The sequence below is a fragment of the Phytopseudomonas punonensis genome (assembly GCF_900142655.1).
GTDB lineage: Bacteria > Pseudomonadota > Gammaproteobacteria > Pseudomonadales > Pseudomonadaceae > Aquipseudomonas > Aquipseudomonas punonensis.
Genome location: NZ_FRBQ01000003.1, coordinates 437,231 through 450,739 on the forward strand (window position 1 = coordinate 437,231; position 13,509 = coordinate 450,739).

The following is a 13,509-nucleotide window of genomic DNA, read 5'->3' on the forward strand; positions in this document are numbered from 1 at the left end:
CGGCGTCCCTTTTTGTTGGCTGCTCGATAAGCCTCAGCTCACCGGTTCGCTGGTGTTGACGTACTCTGGCACTTTGGCCAGCGGTAGGCGGCGAGCCTGCTCGACACTGACGCCAGGGCGCTTGGGCAGCGGGTCGAGGCGTTGTGGTCGGCCGGTTTCCAGGGCGCGTTCGATGGCTTCGAGCACGCGCACGTCGCGCCAACCTTCATCGCCGTCCGGCTCCGGCTCACGGTTCTGCAGGATGCAGTCGGAGAAGTACTGGGTTTCACCGGCGAACTGGTCGACCACTGGATGCTCGTGCTCAGTGGTCTTGCCGCCGATGGTGGCGCGGTAACTGACCGCCGTGCCTTCGCCAAAGCCGAAGCAGGGAGAGGCTTCGAATTCACCCTTGCTGCCGAGCACCTGAAAACGCTCGGTGTAGGGCAGGCTGTAGCTGACGGTGAATGTGGCCATGCGCTCGTCGGCAAAGCGCATGGTCACAGCGACCGTGTCTGGCGTGTTGATTTCGCGTCCCGGTGTTTGCACGGCCACGGCGCGCACTTCCAGGGGCTCGTCGTCGAACAGGTTGCGCACGGCGTTGATCGGATATGGCCCCATGTCGGTCACCGGCCCGGCCCAGTAGCCGCTCTGCATGCGGTGGTTGGCTGGATCGACGGTCTGCGTGAAGGTGGCGTTGAACAGCCGAGGGTCGCCGATATCACCGGCGCGAACGCGGTGAATCATCTCCACGGTGCCAGGTTCGAAGTGCAGGCGGTAGGCTATCATCAGCTTGGCGCCCGAGCGTTCGGCCGCTGCGGTAATGGCCTGGCAGTCTTCCTGGCTGGTGGCCATGGGCTTTTCCAGCAGCACGTGGATGCCGGCGTCGAGCGCCGGCTCGGCGAACTCGCGGTGGCGAAAATTTGGGGTGGCCAGGTAGATGGCGTCGATTTCGCCCGAGGCGAGCAGGGCGGGGAACTCCTCGTAGCGATAGCTCTTGATGTTGTAGAGCGCTGCCAGCTTGTCGGCCTTGATCGGGTCGCCGGTCACCAGTGCGGTGATCACCGAGTTGTCGGTCTGGCCTACGCCGGGCATGAATGCACCTTGAGAAATCCAGCCGCCACCGACTACTGCGTAACGAACCTTGCCTTGAGCATCGGGCATTTCATCAACTCCTCTGCAACGCCGAACTGCATTGTTCAGCTTCTTATTAGATCGGCAGGTGAGGCTAGACGAAGTTCCTGCAAAGCGCCTGCCGGTCGGCGTTTCAGCGCTGTTTGCGACGGCCGTGAAATCATCGCGGTAATCCGTGGTCTGTATGCGCGGCACGCCGTCCGGCGCAGCTGTCTGCGGTAAATGGAGCGCGTTGATGAAAGCCCTGATTCCCTGCCTGTTGTGCGTGGCCGCTTTGCCGGCTCTGGCCGACTCATCTGCCAATCCGTTTTGCGAAGCAAAGGCCGAGAAAATCGAAAAACAGCTGCAGGCTGCCTGGGCCGAAGGTCTTACTGATAAAGCCAAAGGGCTAAGTACAGCGCTGGATGGCGTGCGCGAGAACTGCTCGGACAAAGAATTGATGCGCGAGCTGCAAGCCAGGATCGACAAGGCCCGCGATGAGATACGTGAGCGTGAGGCTGACCTGCGTGATGCTGAGCTGGGCGGCGACCCTGAAAAAATCGCCAAGCGCCAGGCCAAGCTCGATGAGGCAATGCAGGAGTTAAATGCTGCAGAGGCCGAATTCCCCCGCTGATACGTCGGTAGCCGGCAACGCCAAAGCCCTGCAGAGTCTGCAGGGCTTTGGCGCTTCCAGCGGGCTTGTTGGCTAGCCGAGGTGCAAGCCGGGAGCTTGCGCCTCGGTGCGCGAGTCAGGTACGGAAGCGACCGACCAGACCGTTCAGCTCACCTGATAGCGACTCCAGGCGTTGCGAGTCGGTGCGCGCCGAATGGGCCAGTTCTTCGACCAGTTGGGCATCGGTGTGGATCTGCGCGATGTGCCGGTTTATGTCCTCGGCCACGTGGTGCTGTTCTTCAGCAGCGGTGGCGATCTGATTGTTCTGATCGCGAATCTCGTCCACCGAGGCGCGGATATGCTCGAAGCTGTCGCGGGCCTGCTGGATGCGCTCCACGCTTGTCAGCGACATGCTCAGGCTGCTCTGCATCTGTTTGGTCACTTCTTGTGTGCGGCGGGCCAGCCCGCCGAGCAAGCCGTCGATCTCGCCGGTCGAATCCGCGGTGCGTTTGGCCAGCGCGCGCACTTCATCGGCCACCACCGCAAAGCCACGACCCTGCTCGCCAGCCCGCGCCGCCTCGATGGCCGCGTTGAGCGCCAGCAGGTTGGTCTGCTCGGCGATCGAGCGAATGGTGTCGAGAATCGCGTTGATGTTCTTGCTGTCCTGCTCGAGCACCTGCATGGCCTGGGCGGATTTCTGCAGGTTTTCGCTGAGCTGGGTGACGCTGCCGGTGGCTTCGTCGATCTGCAGTTGGCCGTCATGCACCTGGCGCTGGCCGGAGTCCGCCGAACTGGCGGCGTGGCTGCACGAGCGGGCCACTTCGTTGGCGGTGGCGACCATCTCGTTGAAAGCGGTGGAAACCAGCTCCACGGCTTCACGCTGACGGCCGGCAGCATCGTTCATGTCACGGGCCACGCGGGTGCTGGCATCCGATGCGGTCTGCAGGTCCGCCGAGGCACTGCCGATGCGTTGTACCAGGGTGCGGATGGCGCCGAGGAACTGGTTGAACCAGCGCGCCAGCAGGGCAGTTTCATCGTTGCCGCGCACGTCGAGGTTACGGGTCAGGTCGCCTTCACCCTGAGCGATACCTTCCAGGCCGCCGGCCACGCTGCGAATCGGTTTAACGATCAACCCGGCGAAGCTGGCGCCGACGATGGCGAACAACACGGCCAGCACTGCAGCGATCACGCCAATCTGCCAGGTCAGGCTGGTGGCCTGGGCCATGACTTCGTTGCGCTCGATCAGGCCGATGAAGCGCCAGCCGAGGGTTTTCGAGGACCAGACGTTGGCCATGTAGGACACACCACCAAGCTCGACTTCGACCAGGCCGCTCTCGACGCTGGCTAGCTCCGCGTAGCCGTCACCCAGCTCGCTGATCAACTTGAAGTTATGTTCCGGGGTGCGCGGGTCGACCAGCACGTTGCCGTTGCTTTCGAGCAGCATCAGGTAGCCGCTTTCGCCAAGTTTGATCTGCTTGACCAGCTCGGTGAGCTGCTTGAGCGAAACGTCCAGACCCAGTACGCCGACTGGCTGACCCTGCTGATTATCGATGGTATGCACGGTGCCCATCAGCACCACGTCGTCCGGCGCCCAGTAGTAGGCGGCCGTGCGCACGGTCTTGCCCGGTGAGGCCATGGCGGCCTTGTACCAGGGGCGTACGCGCGGGTCATAGCCGCTCAGCTTGGCGTCGTCGGGCCAGGAGGCGTAGCCGCCGTCTGCCTTGCCGATCGACAGGTAGGCAGTGCTCGGGTGGCTGGCGGCGAACTGGCCGAACATCTCCAAAAATACCTTGCCCTCATCGGTCTGCGGAATCTGCGCCGCATCGGCGCCGGAGTAGTTCTTCAGCTCGCCGGCGTTGCGGACGACAGGTTGCTTGGCCAGGTACTCGACGTTCTGCGCGATGGCGTCGAAGAACTGATTCATGGCGTTTTCGATCTGGCGGATTTCGCGACCGCTGCTGTCCAGGAAGTCGTTTTGCGCCTGGGTGCGCAAGTTGATCGCCACCACAACGGCGACCAGAACGACGGGCACGCAGGCGACGGCCGCGAAGGCCCAGGTAAGTTTCTGTTTGATGTTCACGGGGTGATTCCTGCAGGGTCGTAAAGCGTTCTTGTCGAGTTTTTAGCTTTGAAACAGGCAGAAGTACGCAGTATTTCGATTTGTTCTGATCACTGAATCGGCGTGGCGAGCGCAAACTTGAGCGCCCGCCAGTCACGTTTTTTGCGTGACCGGCGGGCGTTGATGGCGGGGATATGAGGAAGGGAAGAATCAGGTTCTGAAGCGGCGAACCAGGCCGTTGAGTTCGCCAGACAGGATTTCCAGGCGTTGCGAGTCGCTACGTGCCGACTGGGCCAGCTCCTCGACCAGTTGGGCATCGGTATGGATTTGCGTGATGTGCCGGTTGATGTCCTCGGCCACATGATGTTGCTCTTCGGCAGCGGTGGCGATCTGGTTGTTCTGATCGCGGATTTCATCCACCGAGGCGCGGATCTGCTCAAAGCTGTCGCGAGCCTGCTGGATGCGCTCCACGCTTTGCTGCGACATGCTCAGGCTGCTTTGCATCTGCTTGGTCACGTCCTGGGTGCGTTTGGCCAGGCCGCCGAGCAGGCTGTCGATTTCTCCGGTGGAGTCGGCGGTACGCTTGGCCAGCGCGCGTACTTCGTCGGCGACCACCGCAAAGCCGCGGCCCTGTTCACCGGCGCGCGCTGCTTCGATGGCGGCGTTGAGGGCCAGCAGGTTGGTCTGCTCTGCGATCGAGCGGATGGTGTCGAGGATGGCGTTGATGTTCTTGCTGTCCTGCTCGAGCACCTGCATGGCCTGGGCGGATTTCTGCAGGTTCTCGCTGAGCTGGGTGACGCTGCCGGTGGCTTCGTCGATCTGCAACTGGCCGCCATGCACCTGGCGCTGGCCGGAGTCCGCCGAGCTGGCCGCCTGGCTGCAGGAGCGGGCCACTTCGTTGGCGGTGGCGACCATCTCGTTGAAGGCGGTGGACACCAGTTCCACGGCCTCGCGCTGGCGCACGGCCGCATCGTTCATATCCAGGGCGACGCGGGTGGTGGCGTCCGAGGCGGTCTGCAGGTCCGCCGAGGCGCTGCCAATGCGCTGTACCAGGGTGCGGATGGCCCCCAGGAACTGGTTAAACCAGCGCGCCAGCAGGGCAGTTTCGTCGTTGCCGCGCACGTCGAGGTTGCGGGTCAGGTCGCCTTCGCCCTGGGCGATGCCTTCCAGGCCACCGGCCACGCTGCGGATCGGTTTGACGATCAGCCCGGCGAAGCTGGCGCCGACGATGGCGAACAGCACGGCCAGCACCGCAGCGATCACGCCGATCTGCCAGGTCAGGCTGGTGGCCTTGGCCATCACTTCGCTGCGCTCGATGAGACCGATAAAGCGCCAGCCCAGCTTCTCCGACGACCAGACGTTGGCCATGTAGGTAACGCCGTCGAGCTCAACCTCGGCGAAGCCACTCTTCACGCCAGCCAACTCGCGGTAGCCGTCACCGAGCTCATCCAGTCGCTTGAAGTTGTGCGCCGCATCGCGCGGGTCGACCAGCACACTGCCGCTGCTTTCCAGCAGCATCAGATAACCGCTGTCACCGAGTTTTATCTGTTTGACCAGGTCGGTGAGCTGCTTGAGCGACACGTCCAGGCCGATGGCGCCCAGCGGCTGGCCCTGGGCGTTGTCGATGGTGTGCACGGTACCCATCAGCACCACGTCATCGGGCGCCCAGTAGTAGGCCGGGGTGCGCACGATCTTGCCGGGCGCAGCCATGGCGGCCTTGTACCAGGGGCGTTGGCGCGGGTCGTAGCTGTTGAGCTTGGGGTCGTCCGGCCACACCAGGTAGCCGCCATCCTGGTGGCCCACCTGCAGGTAAGCGGTGGTCGGGTGGCTGGTGGCGAACTGATTGAGCCCGTACAGCAGGACCTGGTTGCTGGCCGGCAGTGGCATCTGGGCAGCGTCGGCTGCGGTGTAGTTCTTCAGGTTCTCGGTGTTTCGCAGTAGGTCGCTCTTGGCCAGGTATTCGACGTTCTGGGCGATGGCGTCGAAGAACTGGTTCATCGCATTGTCGATCTGGCGAATCTCCCGGCTGCTGCTGTCGAGAAAATCGTCCTGGGCCTGCTCGCGCAGGTTGATGACAACCACGATGGCGACCAGCACCACGGGCACGCAGGCGATGGCGGCAAAGCCCCAAGTAAGCTTTTGTTTGATGTTCACGATGGTTCCTGCTCGGGCAAGGGATGTTGTTTTTCAGGTGAAGCAGTCAGAAAGGACGCGAGACTACGTGCTGATTTGCGTGCTGGCTTATTGCTATTTTTGGTGTGTACCGAGCGTAAACTATTGGTATGTGGTATGCCATGTTGGTTTGATGATTTTTAATCAGTCGCTCGGGCAGCCGTCGACATCACAGGTTGTTCTCCCGGCCTATGAGATAGGTTGCCTGCATGGCGAGGCGAGCGAATTGTCGGGCGAACTCGTCGGCGCCTTTGGACGCGGCGGGGGCGTGGGCGTGCTGCAGGCGGTCAGTGACAGGCACGCCACCAGCAGAGTCAAGCGGGGTTTGAACGTGACACCGCATGTTCGAAAGTGGAGGCGCGGCGATTCTACAGTTGCGCGGCGCTCCTGTGCTCACGCCTGTTGGCGTAGATGAACACCACCACAAACAGCGCGCTGAGCAGTACCACGATGGTCGGCCCCGGTGCGCTGTCGATAAAGAAGCTCAGGTACACACCGCTTAGCGCAGCGCCCGCGGCGATGCTGACTGCGGTGAAGAGCATGGCGCCCATGGTGCGGGTGAGCAGAAAGGCGATAGCGCCAGGCGCGATCAGCAGCGCCACGGTGAGCACGATGCCGATGGCTTTGAGGGCGCCGACGATGGTCAACGACATTACCGCCAGCAGCCCGTAATGCAGCACGCGCACCGGCAGACCGACGGTGCGTGCCTGCACTGGGTCGAAGGCGTGCAACAGCAGGTCACGCCATTTCAGACCGATAAAGGCGGTGACCGCCAAGGCGATCAGGCCGCTTTCCAGCAGGTCGGCCCAGCCGATGCCGAGCATATCGCCAAACAGGATGTGGTCCAGATGCACGTCGCTGTGAATCTGCGTGTACAGCAGCAGGCCGAAGCCGAACATTCCGGAAAACACCACTCCCATCAGGGTGTCCTGTTTGATCCGGCTGTTTTCCTTGAGATAGCCCGAGGCGACCGCGCACAGCATGCCGGCCACGAAGGCGCCAAGCGAGTAGGGCAGGCCGACGATATAGGCGATAACCACGCCGGGAAATACTGCGTGTGCAGTGGCGTCGCCCATTAGCGCCCAGCCCTTGAGCACCAGAAAGCACGACAGCAGCGCGGCAGGTATTGCCACCAGCACGGCGATCAGCAGAGCGTATTGCATGAAGTCGATTTGCAGCGGTTGCAGCAGCATCTCCATGGTCATATCTCCAACCGGGCTTGAGCGGCGCGGCGGCGGGCGGCGAGCAGGCCATGCTTGGGCGCGAAGACGAACGCCACCAAGAACACGCAGGTTTGTAGCACGATGATGATTGCCCCGGTGGCGCCATCGAGAAAGTAGCTGGCGTAGGCGCCGATGAAGCAGCTCAGGCCACCGATACAGGCAGCGATCAGCAGCAGCCGCTCGAAGCGGTCGCTAAGCAAATAAGCCGTGGCGCCTGGCGTCACGACCATGGCGATGACCAGAAACGCGCCGACCGTTTGCATCGCCGCCACCGTGCAAGCGGACAGCAGGATAAAGAAGATCGCCTTCAAGCGCGTTGGGCTGAGGCCTATGGAGCGGGCGTGGTGCTCGTCGAAGAACACCACCATCAGGTCCTTCCAGCGCAGTGCCAGCACGGCCAGGGTAATGCCGGCGATCAGCAGCAGCTGCAGGGTGTCGCCCGGCGTGATGGCGAGAATGTTGCCGAGCACGATGGTCTGGATGTTCACCGAGGTGGGCGACAGCGACACCATGAACAGCCCAAGGCCGAAGAACGAGGAAAAGATCAAACCGATGATCACATCTTCCTTGAGCTTGCTGCGCTGGTTGAGAAACAGCATGGCGCTCGCCGCCAGCGTGCCAGCGCCGAAGGCACCAAGAGCGAAGGGCAAACCGAGCATATAAGCGCCGGCCACGCCAGGCACGATGGAATGGGCCAGGGCATCGCCGATCAGCGACCAGCCCTTGAGCATCAGGTACACCGATAGCAGCGCGCAGACCACGCCGACCAGAGTCGAGACCCACATGGCATTGACCATGTAGCCGTAGGAAAAAGGTTCGAGCAGAACGTGCATGATCGCTACTGATCCTTTTCCTGATCGACGCGGCCACGGATCGTCGATTTGCCGTCGTACAGCACCAGCGGGCGCTCATCATCAGTGATGATGCCGATCAGCGGCGATTTGCGGTCGTGCCCCTCACCGGGCAGCTCGAAGTGGCGCAGCACACCGCCGAAGGTGCGCTCCAGGTTCTCGCGGGTGAACACTTGCTGGGTCGGCCCGTAGGCGAGCACGGTGCGCGCCAGCAGCACGGTGCGGTCGCAGAACTCCGGTACGCTGCCCAGGTTGTGGGTCGACACCAGCATCACTCGGCCTTCGTCGCGCAGCTCGCCAAGCAGCCGCACGATGGCATCTTCGGTTTTCACGTCGACGCCGGTGAACGGCTCGTCGAGCAGAATCACCCGTGAGTTCTGGGCCAGGGCGCGGGCCAGGAACACGCGCTTCTTCTGGCCGCCGGACAGCTCGCCTATCTGCCGTTTGCGCAGTTCGCCCATGCCGACCCTGGCCAGGGCGGCGTCGACCGCCTCGCGGTCACTGGCCTTGGGCCGGCGCAGCATGCCCATGTGGCCGTAGCGGCCCATCATCACCACGTCTTCGACCAGTACCGGGAAGTTCCAGTCGACATCTTCGCTCTGCGGCACGTAGGCGATCAGGTTGCGTTTCAGCGCAGCGTTTACCGGCATGCCCAGCACGCTGATGCTGCCCTGGGCCAGCTTCACGAAGCCCATGATGGCCTTGAATAGCGTCGACTTGCCGCTGCCATTGACCCCCACCAGCGCGGTGATGCTGCCGCCCGGGCTGCCGAAGCTGGCATTGCGCAAGGCCGTGTGGCCGTTGCGGTAGGTAACGCTGATGCCATCGACGCGAATGCCGTTGATGCTGTCCTCTTCGTGCAGGGCGTTTGGCATTATTCGGCCAGCCCGTCAGCGATGGTTTGCGAGGTGACGCGCAGCAGGTCGAGGTAGGTCGGCACCGGGCCATCCGGTTCGCTGAGCGAGTCGACGAACAAAACTCCGCCGTACTTGGCGCCAGTCTCGCGGGCGACTTGCTGGGCCGGCGAGGCGGAGACGGTGCTTTCGCTGAACACCGCGGGAATCTTGTTGGCGCGTACCGCGTCGATCACCTTGCGCACCTGTTGCGGCGTGCCTTGCTGATCAGCGTTGATTGGCCACAGGTACAGCTCCTTCAAGCCGAAGTCGCGCGCCAGGTAGCTGAACGCGCCTTCGCTGGAGACCAGCCAGCGGCGGTTTTCGGGAATCGTCTGCAGGCGCTCGCGAATCGGTGCAATGGTTGCCTGAATGCGCGCCTTGTAGGCTTCAGCGTTGGCCTTGTAGGTCTCGGCGTTGGCGGCGTCGTGTTCGACCAGCGCATCGCGGATATTGTCGATGTAGATCATCGCCGCATCGGGCGACATCCACGCATGGGGGTTGGGCTTGCCGCTGTACGGGCCTTCAGCGATACCCATGGGCTCCACGCCATCGCTGAGGGTTACTGCAGGCACGCCTTGCATACGTTGCAGAAAGCGCTCAAACCACAGCTCCAGATTCATGCCGTTACGCAGAATCAGTTGCGCATCGCGGGCCTTGAGAATATCGCCCGGCGTTGGTTGGTAATTGTGGATTTCGGCGCCGGGCTTGGTGATCGATTCAACTTCGGCTGTGTCGCCGGCCACCTGACGGGCCATGTCGGCGAGCACGGTGAAGGTGGTCACGACCTTGAGTTTTCCTTCGGCGGCGGCCAATTGCGGCAGCAGGGATACAAGAAGGGCGGCAAGCAGGGTGTGCAAGCGGATCCGATTGAACATCTCTATCCTCGTATGGCTTGACCAGTCACATCTCCGGGCTCGATGACCCCGGGCAGGGTTGCCACTCTAGCGACAAAATTACGCTAATGAAAACTATTGGCATTAGAGATTTGTTTGTGTTGCCAGCAGGGGCCGGCTGAGTCAGCGGTCGTTGGGCACTTGTTCTTCAGAGTAGTTTGGCGGTTCAGTGCATGTGAGCGGTCGCACGGCTGGCAGGTTCAGACAACTGGGCCGCAGCGGGGCACCGTAAATGCAGACCCCGCGTCAGGCGCGGGGTCTTTGGGAATGGAAGGCTTAGCTGCCGCTCTTGATCTTGGTCCAGGCGCGGGTGCGTATGCGTTCGATCTTTTGTGGCAGAGGCTCGACGCTGTAGAGGGTTTTCTGCGCTTCGGGCGTCGGCGTCAGGTCGGCGTTCTCGCTGATCGCCTTGTTTACCAGCGGCATGGAATCCTTGTTCGGGTTGGGATAACCGAGGAAGTCGCTGATCGGTGCGATCACCTTCGGGTCGAGCAGGTTGTTGAGGAATTCATGGGCTTCCTCGACGTTCTTGGCGCTCTTGGGGATGGCGAAGGTGTCGAACCAGATGGGCGCGCCTTCCTTGGGCAAGCGCCACTCGACCTTGACGCCGTTGCCGGCTTCCTTGGCGCGGTTGGCGAACTGGTAGAAGCTGCCCGAGTAGCCGATGGCCACGCAGATGTCGCCGTTGGCGATGTCGGTCATGTACTTGGCCGAGTGGAAGTAGGTCACGTAGGGGCGCACCTTCATCAACAACTCGGTGGCCTTTTCATAATCATCTGGGTTGGTGCTGTTCGGTGGCAGGCCCAGATAATGCAGAGCGATGGGCAGAATCTCGTTGGGCGCATCGAGCATGGTCACGCCGCATTGCTTGAGCTTTTCCATGTTCTCGGGCTTGAACACCAGGTCCCAGCTGTTCACGGGTGCGTCGTCGCCGAGCGCGGCCTTGACCTTGTCCGGGTTGTAGCCGATCAGCACGGTGCCGTACATGTACGGTACGCCGTACTGGTTTCCGGGATCGTTGGTTTCCAACAGCTTGAGCAGCGCCGGGTCAAGGTGTTTCCAATTGGGCAGCTTGCTCTTGTCGAGCTTCTGGAAGACGCCAGCCTTGATCTGGGTATCGAGAAACATGTTCGACGGCACCACCAGGTCATAGCCCGAGTTGCCGGTGAGCAGCTTGGCTTCCAGTGCCTCGTTGGTTTCGAAGGTGTCCCAGGTCAGCTTGACGCCGCTCTTCTGCTCGAAGTCCTTGAGGGTTTGCGGAAGAATGTAGTCAGCCCAGTTGTACACGCGCAGCTCGCGGGCTTCGGCCATGGCGCTGCCGGCCAGTAACGCTGCGCCGCAGACGGTGGCGCCGAACAGACGGTGGAGATTTTTCATCGTTATGTGCTCCGAATTTTCGTAATTATCGGCAGTAGGCTCAGGCGCCCTCGAAACCTTCCAGAACGTTCACTGCGTTGACGCCGATCTCCTCGACGGCATAGCCCCCTTCCATCACGAACAGGGTGGGCTTGCCTAGGCGGGCGATGCGTTCGCCCATGCGCAGGTAGTCGGGGCTGTCGAGTTTGAACTGGGAAATCGGGTCTTCCTTGAAGGTGTCGACGCCTAGCGACACCACGATCACATCGGGCGCGTACTCGGCGACGCGTGCGCAGGCCTGTTCCAGGGCGGCGCTCCAGCGATCCCAGCCACTGCCGGCGGCCAACGGCAGGTTGAAGTTGAAACCCTTGCCCGCGCCTTCGCCGATTTCGTCGTGATAACCGAGAAAAAACGGGAATTCGAAGGACGGGTCACCGTGGATGGACACGAACAGCACGTCGCTGCGCTCGTAGAAGATCGACTGGGTGCCGTTGCCGTGGTGATAGTCCACGTCGAGGATGGCGACCCGTTGGTAGCCTTCGTCCAGAAAGGCCTGGGCGGCGATAGCAGCATTGTTCAGGTAGCAGTAGCCGCCCATCAGGTCGGCTGCAGCGTGGTGACCTGGCGGGCGGCACAGCGCGAATGCGGCTTTGGCGCCCTGGCTGATCAGTTTCTGCCCGGTGAGGGCGACCTGCGCGGCACTCCAAGCGGCTTGCCAGGTGCCTGCAGTGATCGGCGCGCCACCATCGAAACTGTAATAACCCAGTTGCCCATGCAGGTTGTCCGGTACCACGCTGCGCAGGGTACGGGCGGGCCAGGTGAAGGGCATCAGGTCGCCGTCGCGGTCCATGGCTGCCCAGCGCGCCCAGGCACCCTCGAAAAAGCTCAGGTAGTCGCGGTCGTGAATGCGCTCGATCGGCGCTCTGCCGAAGTCCAGTGGTGCGCTGACGTCACCGAGTTGCTGCTGGCGCACCCTGGCCAGCACGTGGTCGGCCCGTGAGGGCATCTCGAAGCAGGGCTTGAGCTCCCCGTCGATGATTTCGCAGCGCCCATGGTGCAAGTGATGGTCATCGCTGTAGATCGTACGCATGCTCGGCTCTCCAACTGGGATGCCTGCATTCTTCGTCCGGAACGGGGTTTGGTGAAATGAGCGCAACGGCCAAAAGGGGATAGATGTGGCCACGAAATGACGCAGCAGCGATCCGTATCGGTGCGTATTGGCAAGCCCGTGTGGACGTGTGTAATGGCCACGTCAGGAGCGCCGGTCAGGCGTGGGCAGGGCGTCGATAGCGGCTGGGAGACGTGCCGCTCCAGCGCTGGAAGGCATGCCGGAAGCTGGCAGTTTCGCTATAACCGAGCTCTTCGGCGATCCGCGCGATGGGCAGCCGCTCATGCTCCAGTAGGCGCCGCGCTTGTTCGAAGCGCAGTTCATCTAACAGGGTCTGGTAGCTGGTGCCAACGTCCTGCAACTGGCGGCGCAAGGTTCGCGCTGAACAGCGCAGCTGGCGCGCCAGCCCGTCCAGGCCGGGCGCTGTCGGCAACTGCTTGGCGAGCAGCTGGCGCACGCGCGATATCAGCGCCAGGTGGGAGATGAATTCGCGGTTCAGTTGGCGGCAGCGCTCCAGCGTGTCGCGGTGGGTGACCGGGTCTGCCAGGGGCAGGCGTCTATCCAGCCAATGGCTGTCGAAAACGATGGCGTTGTCGGCGGCATTGAAGTGCACCGTGCAGGCGAAACCCCGGCTGTATTGGCGTTGGTAGCGCGGCGCTTTGTGGGTGAAACGCGCGGCCTCAAGAGGCAGGGGGCGGCCGAGCAGGTCATCGCAGATCAGCTTCAGCGAAGCCAGGCAGAACTCGGTGTTGAAGGTTTCCAATTCGGGCGTGTCGCGGTAATGGCTGGCCTCGATCCAGGCGTGATCGCCATCGCGGCGCAAGCGTAGATCGAAGAGCGTACCGAGCAGTGCGGGAAAGCTGAAAGCCACTTCAAGTGCTTCGCCCAGCGTTGCGGCAGACAGCAAGCTGAAACCGAGCAAACCATAGGACGACACATGCATGCGCCGACCGAGCAGCAGGCCAAGGTCCTGGCGCTTGCCGATGGCATTGCGAAATACCTGACGCTCCTGGGCGATGCTGATGCGCATTTCCGGGCGTTGTAGATCAGCTGGATTGATACCGCTGCCGGCCAGTAGATGGCTGGTAGCGCAGTCGTCCTGCTGGCAAAGGGTGTCTAGAGCCAGCACGACGGCATGCAGGGTGGTCAGGTGGGAGTGCAGCATGGGTAGGCACGCCTTCTCGGAACGAATACGAGAGTAAGGCAATAAGCGTGCCTTGCCGTTTGCTACCTTGTGCGCCGTCTGCGG

Annotated in this window: 11 protein-coding genes; 1 reads left to right on the forward strand and 10 read right to left on the reverse strand. The window is 62.3% G+C overall.

Translation table 11 applies throughout. The annotated features are described in order from the left end of the window. Positions 1-33: 33 nt before the first annotated feature. Positions 34-1,140, reverse strand: coding sequence for a Gfo/Idh/MocA family protein (locus BUC40_RS12035; RefSeq protein ID WP_073265909.1), 1,107 nt, complete (start codon positions 1,138-1,140; stop codon positions 34-36). 205 nt (positions 1,141-1,345) lie between these two features. On the opposite strand from BUC40_RS12035, the gene BUC40_RS12040 reads away from it, so the two are divergent. Further along, positions 1,346-1,723 carry a DUF1090 domain-containing protein gene (locus BUC40_RS12040; RefSeq protein WP_073265911.1) on the forward strand — a complete coding sequence of 126 codons (378 nt, stop codon included), beginning with the start codon at positions 1,346-1,348 and terminating at the stop codon, positions 1,721-1,723. A 115-nt stretch (positions 1,724-1,838) separates the two neighbouring features. On the opposite strand, the gene BUC40_RS12045 is transcribed toward BUC40_RS12040, so the two are convergent. The 9 genes from BUC40_RS12045 to BUC40_RS12085 form a co-directional block, all read right to left on the reverse strand. After that, positions 1,839-3,782, reverse strand: coding sequence for a methyl-accepting chemotaxis protein (locus tag BUC40_RS12045; RefSeq protein WP_073265912.1), 1,944 nt, complete (start codon positions 3,780-3,782; stop codon positions 1,839-1,841). Positions 3,783-3,971: 189 nt separating this feature from the next. Beyond that, complete coding sequence (locus BUC40_RS12050; RefSeq protein WP_073265914.1) at positions 3,972-5,915, reverse strand: methyl-accepting chemotaxis protein; 1,944 nt, start codon at positions 5,913-5,915, stop codon at positions 3,972-3,974. Between the two features lie 386 nt (positions 5,916-6,301). Next, the gene (locus BUC40_RS12055) at positions 6,302-7,132 is read right to left on the reverse strand and encodes a metal ABC transporter permease (RefSeq protein WP_279627145.1); all 831 of its coding nucleotides are present in this window, start codon (positions 7,130-7,132) and stop codon (positions 6,302-6,304) included. A gap of 2 nt (positions 7,133-7,134) precedes the next feature. Then, a complete protein-coding gene (locus BUC40_RS12060; protein ID WP_083593480.1) occupies positions 7,135-7,989 on the reverse strand; it encodes a metal ABC transporter permease in 855 nt (284 codons plus the stop codon). Between the two features lie 5 nt (positions 7,990-7,994). After that, positions 7,995-8,882, reverse strand: a complete 888-nt coding sequence (locus BUC40_RS12065; RefSeq protein ID WP_073265920.1) for a manganese/iron ABC transporter ATP-binding protein — start codon at positions 8,880-8,882, stop codon at positions 7,995-7,997. Further along, entirely contained in the window at positions 8,882-9,778 is an 897-nt protein-coding gene (locus BUC40_RS12070; RefSeq protein WP_083593483.1) for a metal ABC transporter substrate-binding protein, read from the reverse strand. Before BUC40_RS12070 ends, BUC40_RS12065 begins: the two co-directional genes overlap by 1 nt. A gap of 294 nt (positions 9,779-10,072) precedes the next feature. Continuing rightward, positions 10,073-11,173 carry a polyamine ABC transporter substrate-binding protein gene (locus tag BUC40_RS12075; protein WP_073265922.1) on the reverse strand — a complete coding sequence of 367 codons (1,101 nt, stop codon included), beginning with the start codon at positions 11,171-11,173 and terminating at the stop codon, positions 10,073-10,075. A gap of 40 nt (positions 11,174-11,213) precedes the next feature. Further along, complete coding sequence (locus BUC40_RS12080; RefSeq protein ID WP_073265924.1) at positions 11,214-12,242, reverse strand: histone deacetylase family protein; 1,029 nt, start codon at positions 12,240-12,242, stop codon at positions 11,214-11,216. A gap of 175 nt (positions 12,243-12,417) precedes the next feature. Next, positions 12,418-13,425, reverse strand: coding sequence for an AraC family transcriptional regulator (locus BUC40_RS12085; protein ID WP_073265925.1), 1,008 nt, complete (start codon positions 13,423-13,425; stop codon positions 12,418-12,420). Between the last annotated feature and the right edge of the window lie 84 nt (positions 13,426-13,509).

Bases quoted from the DNA above. Each gene is read 5' to 3' on its own strand.
- BUC40_RS12075 (WP_073265922.1), bottom strand. From the start codon at position 11,173: ATGAAAAATCTCCACCGTCTGTTCGGCGCCACCGTCTGCGGCGCAGCG.
- BUC40_RS12070 (WP_083593483.1), bottom strand. From the start codon at position 9,778: ATGTTCAATCGGATCCGCTTGCACACCCTGCTTGCCGCCCTTCTTGTA.
- BUC40_RS12065 (WP_073265920.1), bottom strand. From the start codon at position 8,882: ATGCCAAACGCCCTGCACGAAGAGGACAGCATCAACGGCATTCGCGTC.
- BUC40_RS12080 (WP_073265924.1), bottom strand. From the start codon at position 12,242: ATGCGTACGATCTACAGCGATGACCATCACTTGCACCATGGGCGCTGC.
- BUC40_RS12035 (WP_073265909.1), bottom strand. From the start codon at position 1,140: ATGCCCGATGCTCAAGGCAAGGTTCGTTACGCAGTAGTCGGTGGCGGC.
- BUC40_RS12060 (WP_083593480.1), bottom strand. From the start codon at position 7,989: ATGCACGTTCTGCTCGAACCTTTTTCCTACGGCTACATGGTCAATGCC.
- BUC40_RS12055 (WP_279627145.1), bottom strand. From the start codon at position 7,132: ATGGAGATGCTGCTGCAACCGCTGCAAATCGACTTCATGCAATACGCT.
- BUC40_RS12085 (WP_073265925.1), bottom strand. From the start codon at position 13,425: ATGCTGCACTCCCACCTGACCACCCTGCATGCCGTCGTGCTGGCTCTA.
- BUC40_RS12040 (WP_073265911.1), top strand. From the start codon at position 1,346: ATGAAAGCCCTGATTCCCTGCCTGTTGTGCGTGGCCGCTTTGCCGGCT.